Consider the following 12,305-nt stretch of genomic DNA (forward strand, 5'->3'; position numbering starts at 1 on the left):
TCGCCGTGCCGCCGGATTCAGTAGTCCGGTGTTCAGTAGTCCGGATACAGCTCCGCGGACGCTGTGATGGGGTTGAGGGGCCCGGCAATCAATTCCGGGTCACCGAGGGCCGCTTCCGCGAGTGCTTCGCACGTCGAGAAGCGGACGTCGCCTCGTTCCAGCGCCGTTTCAATAACGGTCCGCAGGGCCTCCAGCCGTCCTGCCCGTCCAGTGAGAAACGGGTGGCACGTGAGCATGAAAAGCGCTCCATGACGTCGCATTGCGTCGATCTCGTGAATCCACATATCAGCGACGACCAGTGGCGACTGGATGATTTCACCGATCTTGGGTTCCGGAAGGAAGGCATACTGCTCCCAGTCGTCCAGGCTCCAATGCGGGGGAAGCTCCGCAACCGTTCCTGCGGGGGTTTCAATGAGATACGGGACGTCCGCATCCATCAGGCTGGAATCGTATGTCAGCCCGTACTCGGCTACCAACGACGGCGTCTGCCAGGAGGGCTGCCACAGTGCGGCGCGATGCCCCTTTGGAGAAATGCCGAAGCGCCCGAGTGCGGCAAGCGCCAGATCGAAGTCGGCGCGTTCATCGTCGAAACTCATGTTCGCCGCGGTGCGGTGAGTGTGTGAGTGGTGCGCGATCTCATGACCCGACTCCAGGACCTGTTCGACCATGTGCGGATATCGTTCTGCGGTTACGCCTGGAATGAAGAATGTCGCCGGCTGCTGTACATCTTTCAACATTTGGAGAATCCGAGGAACACCCACCTTGGGTCCGAACGCCTGGTGAGTCATCGCCATCGCATTGTCGGCATAGCGGCGGCCGGCGGCCAGGATGGGGGACTCGGCGTCGACGTCGAACGTCAACGCGGCAACGCACGCCGCCCCCCTGCCTCCAACCGCTTTTATCGAGGTCAGAAGTCATGAGTGGAGAGCCATTCTGCGTAATCGCCGAGGGCCCGCTGCAGCGGCCAGGCCGATTCGTAGCCCAGGTCCGTGGCTGCGGAAGCGATGCTGAAGTGGCCCTGCAAGTCCAAGGTTGGATCCGTCCCGGGCCCGATCTCCACGGTGGCGTCCGGGAACGCAATTCGAACTTCTTTGACGACGTCGCTCAGTGTCCAGTATTCGCTGCCGGAGATGTTGTAGGCCAGGGGCCTGGCTGAGGCTGTTTGCGGTGCCTGGACTGCCGCCAGTATGGCAAGAGCGACGTCGCGGACGTAGACCAGGTTGTAGCGGTGATCGGCCCCGTGGTCGAGTGAGAATAAACCGTCGCGGACTACGCCGCGCATGATATCCCGCATGATTTCATCCATGCGGTTTCCGGGTCCGTAAACCTGGCCGATGCGCAGGGAGATAACGTCGATTCCATACCTGTCGCCGTAGACCTGGCCGAGCCATTCCCCGGTAACCTTCGTTACGGCGTACGGTGTCGTGGGATTTACTGGCTCCGATTCGAGAACTACAGGTGCTGAGGTCTTTCCGTACACGCACTCGGAGGAGAAGTTGATGATCCGTTTGACGCCGTGGAGTCGTGCCGCCTCGAAAACCGCCACCGTTCCCTCGACGTTGGCAGCAAAGGTTGCCAGGGGAAAGCTCAGGGAATAGGTCGGGTGGGATATTGCGGCGGTATGGACGATGGTGTCGACGTCGTGCTCCTTGAATACCTCGAGGAGACGAGGGATATCGAAGAGCTCGCCCTGAACGGAAATGACGTCGGGGCGTGGAGCCTCGAGGAAGTCCCGGTTGTAGCTGACCGTTTGATGGCCGGCGTCGGCGAGTTCGTTGATTATGTGGCGGCCAGTGAATCCGGCACCACCTGTGACCAGGACAGAGCTCATGTGATTTTGCCTTTCAGTACGTGTGTTAGATGGGAGGTTCAATGTCCAAGCGGGAACGTCGTCGTTCGACCACCGTCGACGACAAGGTTTGTTCCCGTGACATATGAGGATTCAGGACCCAGTAGCCAGAGCGCCGCGGCTGCAATCTCCTCAGGCAGGGCGAATCGGCCAAGTGGTACGGAAGCTTCGTCCCTGGCGCGTTCTTCTTCGTTCGCGAACTCGGCCGCGAGCATAGGCGTATCTGTCGTGCCTGGCGATAGTGCGTTGACCCGGACGCCGGCAGGTGCAAGTTCGGCGGCCAAAGACCGAATCATCGAAAGTACGCCGCCCTTGGTCGCGGTGTAGGCGGTGTAGCCTGCCTGGCCGACGAGTGACAGCTCGCTGGCAGTGCAGACGAGCGATCCACCGCCGTTGGATGTGAGCGTTCGCGCCGCTGCCCTGGCGAAGTGGAAAGTGCCGGACAGGTTCACCTGGATCAGTCTCTGCCACAGTTCGTCGGACGTTTCGGCGATGGGCGCAACACAGGAGATCCCTGCGGCGTTGAAGGCTCCGCTCAGTGGTCCAAGTTCTGCTTCCGCCTGGGCGAATGCGCTATCGACCTGCAGGGACTCAGATACGTCGGCTTCGAGGAAGATCACTGCGCCCGACAGTTGGCGCCTTGCGTCATCAAGCAACCGGTCCGGGAGCCCGACTGCTGCAACCCTTGCCCCTTGCGCCAGAAGGGCTCGAGTGGTCGCGAGACCGATGCCGGAACTGGCTCCGGTGACAAGGTAGGCCTTGTCCTGAAAATGGCTCATGTCTTCTCTTCCCGCATCGAATTGGTAGTTTGAGGTGGACTACTTCGGGTGCTACAAGGTATGGGCAGTACGCGCAGCCCGCGCATGGTGCCGCTCACGGCAGTTGGGGCCAGAAGCCGGAGGGCGGAAATTATGCCCCCGAGCCCGGCCCGGGGGCATACGCCGGGATTGCTGCCTTAGCCTACGAGGGCCCGAGTGTGGTCGTTAAGGAACATTCCGCGGGGGTCGAACTCGCGGCGTATCTGGATGAAGGTGTCAAGCTCCGGGTAGAGACGCTCCAAGCGGCTCCTCGTCATGAAATGGATCTTTCCCCAGTGTGCGCGTGGCTCGAATTCCTGCAGCACCGCATCCGCATCCCGGAAGAAGGGCCAGTAGTCGGTTTCAGGTTCGGTGGTCAGGGTAATGACGGTGGTGTCGCGTCCTTGGAACTGGGACATGTACCCTTCGTCGGCTTTCACCCAGCGGACCTCGACGGGGTACTTCTGGTCCGAATGCTTGGTACGGATCAGATCCTGGACAGCCTCGACGGCCTCCAGTCCGTGCTCGCTGGGAACGAAGTACTCGAGTTCATGGAACGGTGTGGTGAATCCGCCCGGGTAGATGCGGTAAGACCGGTCCAGCCGGGCACCCTCCGTGCCGGAAATTTCACGCTCGTCCTGGACCTGGGCGATGTTGTACCGCTTGGTGTAGCTGCGGTTTGCCATGCTCTGGCCCGGCGAACCGGGCAGGTCCAGGAGCTCACAAGAATCGTTGTCCGGGCACCAGAGGAACGAGTAGTGCCTGTTCGCGTCGATGTCAGCCTGCCAGGTTGCCGCGGTCTCCGCCCACGTGGGATACGTAATCTCCTCCTGCAGGTAATAGCGGTCCTCGACCGCCAGTTCGATCTCCAGGAAAATTCCGAGCGTCCCCAAAGCGACCTGGGCGGCCCTGAGTTCGCGGAGCTGCCCTTCACCGATTTCGACGATTTCGCCGTAGCCGTTGATCAGCCTGACCCAACGCAGGGCTGAGGAGAAGCTGCCCAGATTCTTTCCGGAGCCGTGGGTGCTGGTCGAGAGTGCCCCGGCGATCTGCTGCTTGTCGATGTCGCCCTGGTTGCCCAGCGCCAGCCCCTGCTCCCACAGCGGATCGCCAAAGGCGCTGATGGTGGTGCCGGCCAGGGCCCGCGCGCGGCGCCCGATGAGGTCGGTTCCGGTGATTGCCGAAAGCGCAGACATGTCCATCAGGACGCCGCCCGTCTGGACAAGCGGAGAGGACGAATGCCCTGAGCCGACGGCGCGTACGGGCAGGCCTTCGCGGATGGCGAACCGGACGGCGTCGAGCGCCTCCTGTTCAGTCCGCGGCCGGACGGTGAAGGCCGGCGTGGCGCTCTGGTTTCCGCCCCAATTGGTCCACGTTACGTCTGTCCCGAAGGGGGCGGACGGGGTTGCGGCGCGCGCCGACGCGGCGTGGGGATGATTCGTGGTGGTCATTGCTGGGCTCCGATGCTGGTCTTAACGCTCATGCGCCGTGGTTGATCATGACGTGCTTGGTCCGGGAGTAATCGTCCAGGGCATACAGCGAGAGGTCGCGGCCATAGCCGGATCCCTTGAATCCGCCCCACGGAACCTCGCAAGCCAAAACCAGGTGTGAATTGACCCAGACGGTGCCGAAATCGAGTTGCTTCGGAACGCTGAGCGAGAGGCTCGAATCCCGCGTCCATACCGAGGCAGAAAGGCCGTAGGGGCTCTCGTTGGCCCGAGTAATGGCCTCTTCAGTGGAACTGAAGGACTCGACGGTGACGACGGGGCCGAAGATTTCGTGGGTAGCAATATGCGCCCCGGCCGGTACTTTGCTGATCACTGTGGGTTCAATGAAGTAGCCGGGGCCCTCCAAGGCCGAGCCACCGATGGCCACCTGAAGACCCGCAGCCTTTGCCTCGGCAAGCGATTCCTTCACGCGTTCGAAGTGCGGGCGCGAAATCATGGGACCGATTTCCACGTCGTCCCCTGCGCCTGGAGCGCCGACGACGAGCGTGCCGACTTCACGTACCAGGTGCTCGGTGAACTCCTCAGCCACGGACTCGTGGACGAGCACGCGGCAGGCAGCGCCGCAGTCCTGGCCGGCATTCCAGAAGCCGGCGTTTCGCACGCCGGCGGCAGCCGCGCGGAGGTCGGCATCGGGGAAGACAACAACAGGGGCCTTGCCGCCTAGTTCCAGATGGACGCGCTTGACGGACCTGCCCGCGGTCTCCGCCACTGCCTGTCCGCTGACGACGCTCCCCGTCAACGCGATGAGGGCGACATCAGGGTGTTCGGCGAGCCGCTGCCCAACGGTTCGGCCTTGTCCCGTCACGACGTTGAGAATTCCATCAGGGATGCGTCCGGCTACAAGTTCTGCCAGCTTCAGAGTCGAGAGCGGAGTCTGTTCCGAGGGCTTGAGGACGATGCTGTTTCCGGCGGCCAGGATGGGCGCGATCTTCCAAGCAGCCATCAGCAGCGGGTAGTTCCAAGGGGTGATAACGCCGACGACGCCGACGGGTTCCCTGAGGATGACCGAGGTGTGTCCGGTGGCGTAGTCGCCACCTGCCATGGACGTCAGTGTGCGGGAAGCCCCGGCCATGAACCGAAAGGTGTCGATGGTGCTGGAGACATCGTCCTCCGCGACGGTTCGCGGTTTACCGGTGTTGGCGGACTCGATGATTTCGAATGCTTCACGGTTGGTTTCAATGATGTTGGCGATCAGGGAGAGCACCTCGGAACGTTCCTTTGGTGTCGTGGCGCCCCAGGACTTCTGGGCCGCCACGGCCGCCTCAACCGCAAGGTCCACATCCGAGGCTGTGCCGGCCTGCACGGACGCGATGACCTGCTCCGTAGTGGGGTCTACGACGTCGATGTGCCGGGTCGAGGAACCGGGAAGGAACGTTCCACCGATGAAGTGTCCGGTGGGCGGCAAAACGCTGGCGCAGCTTTGCTCCGCGGAAGAGCGTCGGACTGTGAACTGCTCGATGCCAGTGAGTGTCATGATATTTCGCCTTGCTTTCTGCGCCGGTCTCGGCGTCGGGAGTTTATGTGGGTGGGCAGTACGCCCGTAGTGGGCGATACGCTCGTGGTGGCGTTACGCCCGCGGCGCCTCAATCAGGTCAGTTGCGAATGCGGGTGACTGAAAGGGGGCCGCATCCGGATTCTTCCGGAACACGCGCGCCGCAAAGTAGTACAGGGGTGCAACGACCACCAGGCCAACTATCCAGGAGAGGTCCACGCCGTTCATCGCCGCGGCAAGGGGGCCGGTGTACATCGCTGTTGCCGAGAACGGAACCTGGATCAGTGCGCCGGCAACATAGGCTCCGATCGCAACCCAGTTGAACCTTCCGTACACCCCGCCGTCGCGTTTGAAGAAGTCTTCAACCCTGTAGTCGCCGTGCCGCAGGAGGTAGTAGTCGACCAGGTTGATGGCCGTCCAGGGAACCAGGACGTACATCAGGAAGGAGAGGAAGTTCGTGTAGAAGAAGATGAAATTGTCGCGGGCGAACAGCGCGATCAGGAGGGCGAGGGTGAAAAGGAGGACTGCCGCAATGGTCCGGGTCTTGGCGTGGGGCAACCAGGTCGGCCTGAACGTCTGCCCGATGGTGAGGGTGCACAGGACCCCGCAGTAGAGATTCATGGCGTTCGATGCTGCAACGCCGAGGCAGAAGATTCCGATGACTGCCATGGTCCATGGCTGGAGCAGGGCTCCCAGGCTCCCGACTATTTCGACGTTGCTGCCATCGTTGATCAGTGTCAGGGCGAGCGTTCCCACCAAGGCACCCAAGACCATCGGGAAGAGTGTTCCCAATACGCAGCCTGAGTAGGAGGCCCAGAACGCCGGGGCCGAGCCGGTGCCCTGAGGCATGTAGCGGGAGTAGTCCGAGACGTAGGGAGCGTAGGCGAGCTGCCAGAGGGCGGAGACGGAGATGGTGCCCATGAAGCCCACCCAGTTGAAGTTTCCCTGGTCCAGGAAGCTGGCCGGCAATCCGTGGACGAACAGGATCCAGACGAAGGCCAGCACCAACGCCAGACCGGCCACGATGCTCAAGAAGCGTGCATAGGCGTGGATGAGCCGGTAGCCGAAGATGGTGGCAACGACGCTCACGACGCCAATGACAATGATGCCTGCGTCAACACTGATGCCCGGGTTGACTGCGGCCAGTGCTTCGCCGCCAAAGACGAGGTTCGCCGCAAAAAACCCGACGTACATGATCACCACGATGACAACGATCAGCAGCGCCCCGTACGAACCGAACTGGCCGCGGGTCTGAATCATCTGCGCCACGCCCAGTTGCGGGCCTTGGGCCGAATGCAGGGCCATGAAGATGCCACCGACAAGGTTCCCGATGATGATTCCGACGATGGCGGGCACAAAGCTGAGCCCAAACACCGTGGTCGCGAGTCCCCCGGTCACGATGGTCATGATCATGATGTTGGAACCGAACCAGATGGTGAAAAGGTCCCGGGCTTTTCCGTGGCGTTCGTTTGCGGGGATGGGTTGAATGGTCTTGTCCTCGAGCCGGGGCACCTCGGCCGCGACGGCGTGAGTGGGGTGAGCGCTCATGATGCGTTCCAGGAGTTCATGGGAACCTCTTTGTTCTGTCCCGGCGCTTCGTCGAGCACGGGATCTGATGTACCAATCATTCGTGACTTTTGTCACAGGGGAAATCCGGCGATTGAATAGTTGCCGTAAACCTGTTCATACATATGTACGAATCAGGCGCGATTGCTCAGCAGTTGTGGCTCAAACGGTGGCCGCTTGCAGCTCCCGGGCGACGTTGGCGGAGGCCTTGCTGCGGTTCACCATCAGGGCGAGGAGGTCGAAGACCAGGGTCGCTGCGGCGACTGTGGTGATGTCTGCGTGGTCGTAGGCCGGAGCGACCTCAACGACGTCGGCGCCCACGATGTTGATGCCGTTCAGTCCGCGGAGCAGCGCCAGCAGCTCGCGGGAGTGGAGCCCGCCCATTTCCGGAGTGCCGGTGCCCGGCGCGTAGGACGGGTCCAGGACATCGATGTCGATGGAGACATAGACCGGGGTGTCGCCCAGCCGCTCCTTGACGCGCTGGATCGCGGCCGGAACCCCGATCACGTCCAGGTCAGAGCAGCGGATGATCTGGAAGCCGAACTCGTGGTCGCGGAGGAAGTCGTTACGGTCGTAAACCGGGCCGCGGATGCCCACGTGCATCGACTTGTCTTCGACGAGAAGGCCTTCTTCGAAGGCCCGGCGGAAGATGGTTCCGTGCGTGACCGGCTGGTCGAAATAGGTGTCCCATGTGTCCAGGTGTGCGTCGAAATGGAGCAGGGCCACCGGGCCGTGGACCTTGTTCAATGCCCGCAGCATCGGGAGCGCGATCGTGTGGTCGCCGCCGATGGAGATGAGCTTCTTGCCGGAGTCGGCGTCGCCGAGGAGCGGGAGGGCCTGCTCCTCGATCTCGCGGACTGCGCGGGCGATGTCGTAGGGGGTGCAGGCGATGTCGCCGGCGTCTACAACCTGGGCTTCGTACACGGGCTCGACGTCGAGCTCGGGGTGGTAGCCGGGGCGAAGGAGCCGCGACGCTTCACGGACAGCAGCCGGACCGAAGCGGGCGCCCGGGCGGTAGGAGGTACCGCCGTCGAACGGGACACCGACAATCGCAATGTCGTAGTCCGGGACACGGTCGATCTGAGGAAGCCGGGCGAAGGTGCCCAGGCCCGCGTAGCGGGGGACCTTGGTTGCGTCGACGGGGCCGATTGGCTTGTGCGTGGTCATGACAGGGATCCTCCAGTTGTTTTGGTTTCAGCCGGCCTGGCAGGTTCTTCTCCGTGCTGAGCTCCTGCGCCGGTTGAGGTCTACGCCTTAACTATTAGTGATCGGCGTCACGCGGTACATGCGCAGATTGACTACAAATGACGGAAGGGCTTATACATGTGTATAAGCGGCTTGGGGGTGGCCTCCGGACTCATGAACAGGAACCACGCATGGCGATCACCGTGGCCGAACTGCTGGCCGAACCCCAGCTGGGCCTGACCCTCCTGGCGGGCTCCGCCGGCCTGGGCAACCGGGTCACCTGGGCCCACACTTCCGACCTCCCGCGCCTGTGGGAATGGATCACGGGCGGCGAGCTCATGATGACCAACGGGCTCTCCATTCCGGCGGATCCCGAGGGTCAGGTTGAGCTTGCCGAGGCACTGGTCAACGCAGGTGCCAGTGCCCTGGCGATCGGCGAGCAGATGCATGCCCCTGAGCTCCTTCCCCAGTTCCTCGAAGCCTGTGACCGCCTGCCGCTGCCGGTCATCAACATCCCCTACCCGCTTCCGTTCATCGCCATCGCACGTTCGGTCGCTGAGTCTTCGCTGCTTGAGGAGTCCCGCAGACTGCGTCAGACGGCCCGTATCTATGACCTGCTGCGGCTGGCGGGGCCATCTGACGACCACTGGCTCAGTCTGATCCTGGGCATCGAAGCTGAACTCGACGCCAGCCTCTTCGTGGTTGATCGACGGTGCCTGCATGCCTGGCATCCCGGAGGCCAGTCGTTGCCGCCGGACCTAAGGCAGCAACTTGAACCGCTGACCAGCAAGTCACCGGTGGCCAGCAAGAAGTTCCAGTGGCACCGTTTGGGGGAAAGTCACCTTCTCATGATGGATATTCCGACTCACGCCAATGCGCTTCTGGTGGTGCTGCCGAAATCCGAGCCGCTCCCGGATGCGGTGGTGCTGCTCCATGCGGCCACAGTCCTTGGACTGGAGCTGTCACGGACGGTGCTGTCCCTCGAGAACCAGCGCCGGCTGGGTGCGGAGTTCCTAGTGCAGGCCTTCGACGGGCGCCTGGGCATCGCCGATATTGAAAGCCGGCTGCCTGAGTTCGGGATTTCGACACGGGAATTCCTCATCATCTCTATGTCCAGCGACGACGGTGAGCGCCTGGCAGGGATCCACGTTGATCTTTGGCGGCACGGCTATCCATCGGCGTCCCAGCGCAGGTTCAATACATTGCACTTGGCTGTCGCCTCAGACTGCACCGGCGATCTGCTGCGTCATACCGTCCCCCCGGACGTGAGGATCGGGATCAGCCGGCCTTCCGCGGCCGCTGGTGTGCAGAGAGCTCTTCAGGAATCGATGTGGGCACTTGGGACGGCATCAAGCACCGGAGAGCGGTTGGTCCGCTATGCCGAGGGACCCTCGTGGCTGGGGCTCACCAGCTTTGAGGAAGGCAACGCACTGGTCCAGCGGCTCCTCGGACCCATTTTCGAGTACGAACAGGGAGAAAACGGGGACCTCATCGTCACGCTGAAGACGTTCCTTAACATGCAACGGTCCTGGCAGAAAACGGCGGCGGCCCTGTTCGCGCATCGGCAGACCATCATCTATCGCATCCGGAAGATCAGTGAGCTGACAGGCCTTGATATGACCGAAACCTCCACGCTGGCGCAACTGTGGTTTGCCCTGCAGATCCACGAAGCCATGGACCTCCAGGGCAATCCGCGGCGTCTGCCGACGGCAGAGGTCAGCACTCCGGAACGTTGACGGCGAGGCCGCCCATGGCTGTTTCCTTGTACTTGGAGGACATGTCCTTGCCGGTTTCGCGCATGGTCACGATGACCTCGTCGAGGGAGACCCGGTGCGAGCCGTCGCCCCAGAGCGCCATTTTGGCGGCGTTGATGGCCTTCGCGGCGGCGATCGCGTTGCGTTCGATGCAGGGGATCTGGACGAGCCCGCCGATCGGGTCGCAGGTCAGGCCCAGGTTGTGTTCCATCGCGATTTCCGCGGCGTTCTCCACCTGCGCGGGCGTGCCGCCCATGACCTCGGCCAGGCCGGCCGCGGCCATCGAGGAGGCCGAGCCGACCTCGCCCTGGCAGCCGACCTCGGCGCCGGAGATGGATGCCTGTTCCTTGTACAGCACCCCGACGGCGGCGGCGGTCAGCAGGAATTTGACCACGACGTCGTCGCGGTCGGCCTGGCTGGCCTGGTCCATGCCGGGGGCGAAGTGCAGGGCGTAGTAGAGCACGGCGGGGATGATGCCCGCGGCACCGTTGGTCGGAGCGGTGACAACCCGGCCGCCGGACGCGTTCTCCTCGTTCACTGCCAGGGCGATCAGGTTCACCCATTCCTGCCAGTACATCGGGTCGTGGCCCTTGTCCTCCTTGAGCAGGCGCTCGTGCCAGTCGGGGGCCCGGCGGCGGACCTTCAGCCCGCCGGGGAGCAGGCCCGTCCGCTTGAGGCTGACGTCCACGCAGCCTTCCATGACGGAGTAGATGTGCAGCAGCCCGTCCCGGATCCCGGCCTCGGTGCGGGAGGCGCGTTCGTTGACGAGCATGACCTGCCCGATGGACAGGCCCCGGGCGGCGCAGTGGTCCAGGAGTTCCGCGGCGGTGCGGAACGGCAGCGGCAGTTCCTGCTTGGATTCGTCGAGTTCCTTCTGGGCCGCGTCTTCCTCGCCGTCGCGGATGATGAAGCCGCCGCCGACGGAGAAGAACGTCGCGCTGTGCAGGGTCCCGCCGCCGGCGTCGGAGACCGTGAAAGTCATCCCGTTGGTGTGCCGCGGGAGCACGGTCAGGGGGTGCAGGACCATATCGGATTCCCCGTAGTGCAGGGGAACCTCACCGGCCAGGTTCAGGATGCCGGTTTCGGCGATGGTGGCCAGCCGCTCTTCCACTTCCTCGGGGAGGATCAGCTCGGGGTGGTAGCCTTCCAGTCCCAGCAGGATCGCGGTCATCGTGCCGTGCCCGCGGCCGGTGGCGGCGAGGGACCCGTAAAGGTCAACGCGCAGCGACGCCACCCGGTCCAGGTTTCCGGTCGCCTTGAGCTCCTCGGCGAACACCGCGGCGGCCCGCATCGGGCCCACCGTGTGCGAACTGGATGGTCCTATTCCGATGGAAAACAAATCAAAGACTCCAACGGCCATGTGCGTTTCCTAACTAGGTCTTGCTGTGGCCCGGCAGATGGTTCTGCCGGTAGGCGGTGCGTCCGCCGGTGGGCGCGGCAGCACTGCCGGATGCACGACGCCGGGCGGCAGCTGGTGGCGGCGGCCCGGCGTCGTGATCTGTATTGCTACTACTTCTGTAATACGTCCCTTAGGCGAGGTTCGCAACCGAGGGGTAGAGCGGGTGGGCGGCGGCGAGGGCCTCGACCCGGGCGCGGAGGCCGGTCAGGTCGGTGCCGGCGTCGGCGGTCAGTGCTTCGGCGATGATGTCCGCGACTTCATGGAACGCCGCTTCGCCGAAGCCGCGGGTGGCCAGCGCGGGGGTGCCGATCCGCAGCCCGGAGGTGACCATGGGCGGGCGCGGGTCGAACGGGACGGCGTTGCGGTTGACGGTGATGTCGATCGCGGCGAGGCGGTCCTCGGCCTCCTGGCCGTCCAGTTCGCAGTCGCGCAGGTCCACCAGGACCAGGTGCACGTCGGTGCCGCCGGAGATCACGTTGATCCCCTGGGCGGTGACGTCCGGCCGGACCAGGCGGTCGGCCAGGATCCGGGCGCCGGCCAGGACACGTTCCTGGCGTTCCCTGAACTCCGGGGATGCCGCGATCTTGAAGGCCACGGCCTTCCCGGCGATGACGTGTTCCAGCGGGCCGCCCTGCTGGCCCGGGAACACCGCGGAGTTGATCTTCTTCGCGATGTCCGCGTCGTTGGACAGGATGATCCCGCCGCGCGGACCGGCGAGGGTCTTGTGCGTCGTGGACGTCGTGACGTGGGCGTGC

10 protein-coding genes are annotated in these 12,305 nt (G+C 63.6%); 1 reads left to right on the plus strand and 9 read right to left on the minus strand.

Features of this window, described 5'->3' with window-relative positions; all coding sequences use genetic code 11:
- Positions 1-32: 32 nt before the first annotated feature.
- The 7 genes from J9611_RS09135 to speB all read right to left on the minus strand — a co-directional run bounded on the left by J9611_RS09135 (position 33) and on the right by speB (position 8,379).
- Positions 33-860, minus strand: coding sequence for a polysaccharide deacetylase family protein (locus J9611_RS09135; protein WP_211879496.1), 828 nt, complete (start codon positions 858-860; stop codon positions 33-35).
- A 47-nt stretch (positions 861-907) separates the two neighbouring features.
- Complete coding sequence (locus J9611_RS09140) at positions 908-1,831, minus strand: NAD-dependent epimerase/dehydratase family protein (protein ID WP_211879498.1); 924 nt, start codon at positions 1,829-1,831, stop codon at positions 908-910.
- Between the two features lie 38 nt (positions 1,832-1,869).
- Positions 1,870-2,628, minus strand: coding sequence for an SDR family NAD(P)-dependent oxidoreductase (locus tag J9611_RS09145; RefSeq protein ID WP_211879500.1), 759 nt, complete (start codon positions 2,626-2,628; stop codon positions 1,870-1,872).
- 176 nt (positions 2,629-2,804) lie between these two features.
- Positions 2,805-4,097, minus strand: coding sequence for a D-arabinono-1,4-lactone oxidase (locus tag J9611_RS09150; protein ID WP_211879502.1), 1,293 nt, complete (start codon positions 4,095-4,097; stop codon positions 2,805-2,807).
- A gap of 28 nt (positions 4,098-4,125) precedes the next feature.
- A complete protein-coding gene (locus J9611_RS09155; RefSeq protein ID WP_211879503.1) occupies positions 4,126-5,628 on the minus strand; it encodes an aldehyde dehydrogenase family protein in 1,503 nt (500 codons plus the stop codon).
- 93 nt (positions 5,629-5,721) lie between these two features.
- Positions 5,722-7,194: a purine-cytosine permease family protein gene (locus J9611_RS09160; RefSeq protein ID WP_211879504.1), complete on the minus strand. Its 1,473-nt coding sequence runs from the start codon at positions 7,192-7,194 to the stop codon at positions 5,722-5,724.
- Positions 7,195-7,374: 180 nt separating this feature from the next.
- Complete coding sequence (gene speB, locus J9611_RS09165) at positions 7,375-8,379, minus strand: agmatinase (protein WP_211879505.1); 1,005 nt, start codon at positions 8,377-8,379, stop codon at positions 7,375-7,377.
- A gap of 209 nt (positions 8,380-8,588) precedes the next feature.
- Between speB and J9611_RS09170 the strand changes: the two genes are divergently transcribed.
- Positions 8,589-10,133, plus strand: a complete 1,545-nt coding sequence (locus tag J9611_RS09170) for a PucR family transcriptional regulator (protein WP_211879506.1) — start codon at positions 8,589-8,591, stop codon at positions 10,131-10,133.
- On the opposite strand, the gene J9611_RS09175 is transcribed toward J9611_RS09170, so the two are convergent.
- Together J9611_RS09175 and J9611_RS09180 are read right to left on the minus strand one after the other, a co-directional pair.
- Positions 10,114-11,511 (minus strand): L-serine ammonia-lyase, encoded by a 1,398-nt coding sequence (locus J9611_RS09175; RefSeq protein ID WP_211879507.1) that lies wholly within the window; start codon positions 11,509-11,511, stop codon positions 10,114-10,116. The two genes, J9611_RS09170 and J9611_RS09175, sit on opposite strands and share 20 nt — an antisense overlap.
- A gap of 169 nt (positions 11,512-11,680) precedes the next feature.
- Positions 11,681-12,305 (minus strand): PLP-dependent aminotransferase family protein (locus tag J9611_RS09180; protein WP_504741947.1); only part of this gene is annotated, 625 nt, incomplete at its 5' end.

It is taken from the genome of Pseudarthrobacter albicanus, assembly GCF_018224015.1.
In the GTDB taxonomy this organism is placed as follows: Bacteria; Actinomycetota; Actinomycetes; order Actinomycetales; family Micrococcaceae; genus Arthrobacter; species Arthrobacter albicanus.

Excerpts from the sequence above, each read along its gene's own strand:
- J9611_RS09160 (WP_211879504.1), bottom strand. The coding sequence starts at position 7,194 with ATGAGCGCTCACCCCACTCACGCCGTCGCGGCCGAGGTGCCCCGGCTC.
- J9611_RS09155 (WP_211879503.1), bottom strand. The coding sequence starts at position 5,628 with ATGACACTCACTGGCATCGAGCAGTTCACAGTCCGACGCTCTTCCGCG.
- J9611_RS09175 (WP_211879507.1), bottom strand. The coding sequence starts at position 11,511 with ATGGCCGTTGGAGTCTTTGATTTGTTTTCCATCGGAATAGGACCATCC.
- J9611_RS09140 (WP_211879498.1), bottom strand. The coding sequence starts at position 1,831 with ATGAGCTCTGTCCTGGTCACAGGTGGTGCCGGATTCACTGGCCGCCAC.
- J9611_RS09150 (WP_211879502.1), bottom strand. The coding sequence starts at position 4,097 with ATGACCACCACGAATCATCCCCACGCCGCGTCGGCGCGCGCCGCAACC.
- J9611_RS09170 (WP_211879506.1), top strand. The coding sequence starts at position 8,589 with ATGGCGATCACCGTGGCCGAACTGCTGGCCGAACCCCAGCTGGGCCTG.
- J9611_RS09145 (WP_211879500.1), bottom strand. The coding sequence starts at position 2,628 with ATGAGCCATTTTCAGGACAAGGCCTACCTTGTCACCGGAGCCAGTTCC.
- speB (WP_211879505.1), bottom strand. The coding sequence starts at position 8,379 with ATGACCACGCACAAGCCAATCGGCCCCGTCGACGCAACCAAGGTCCCC.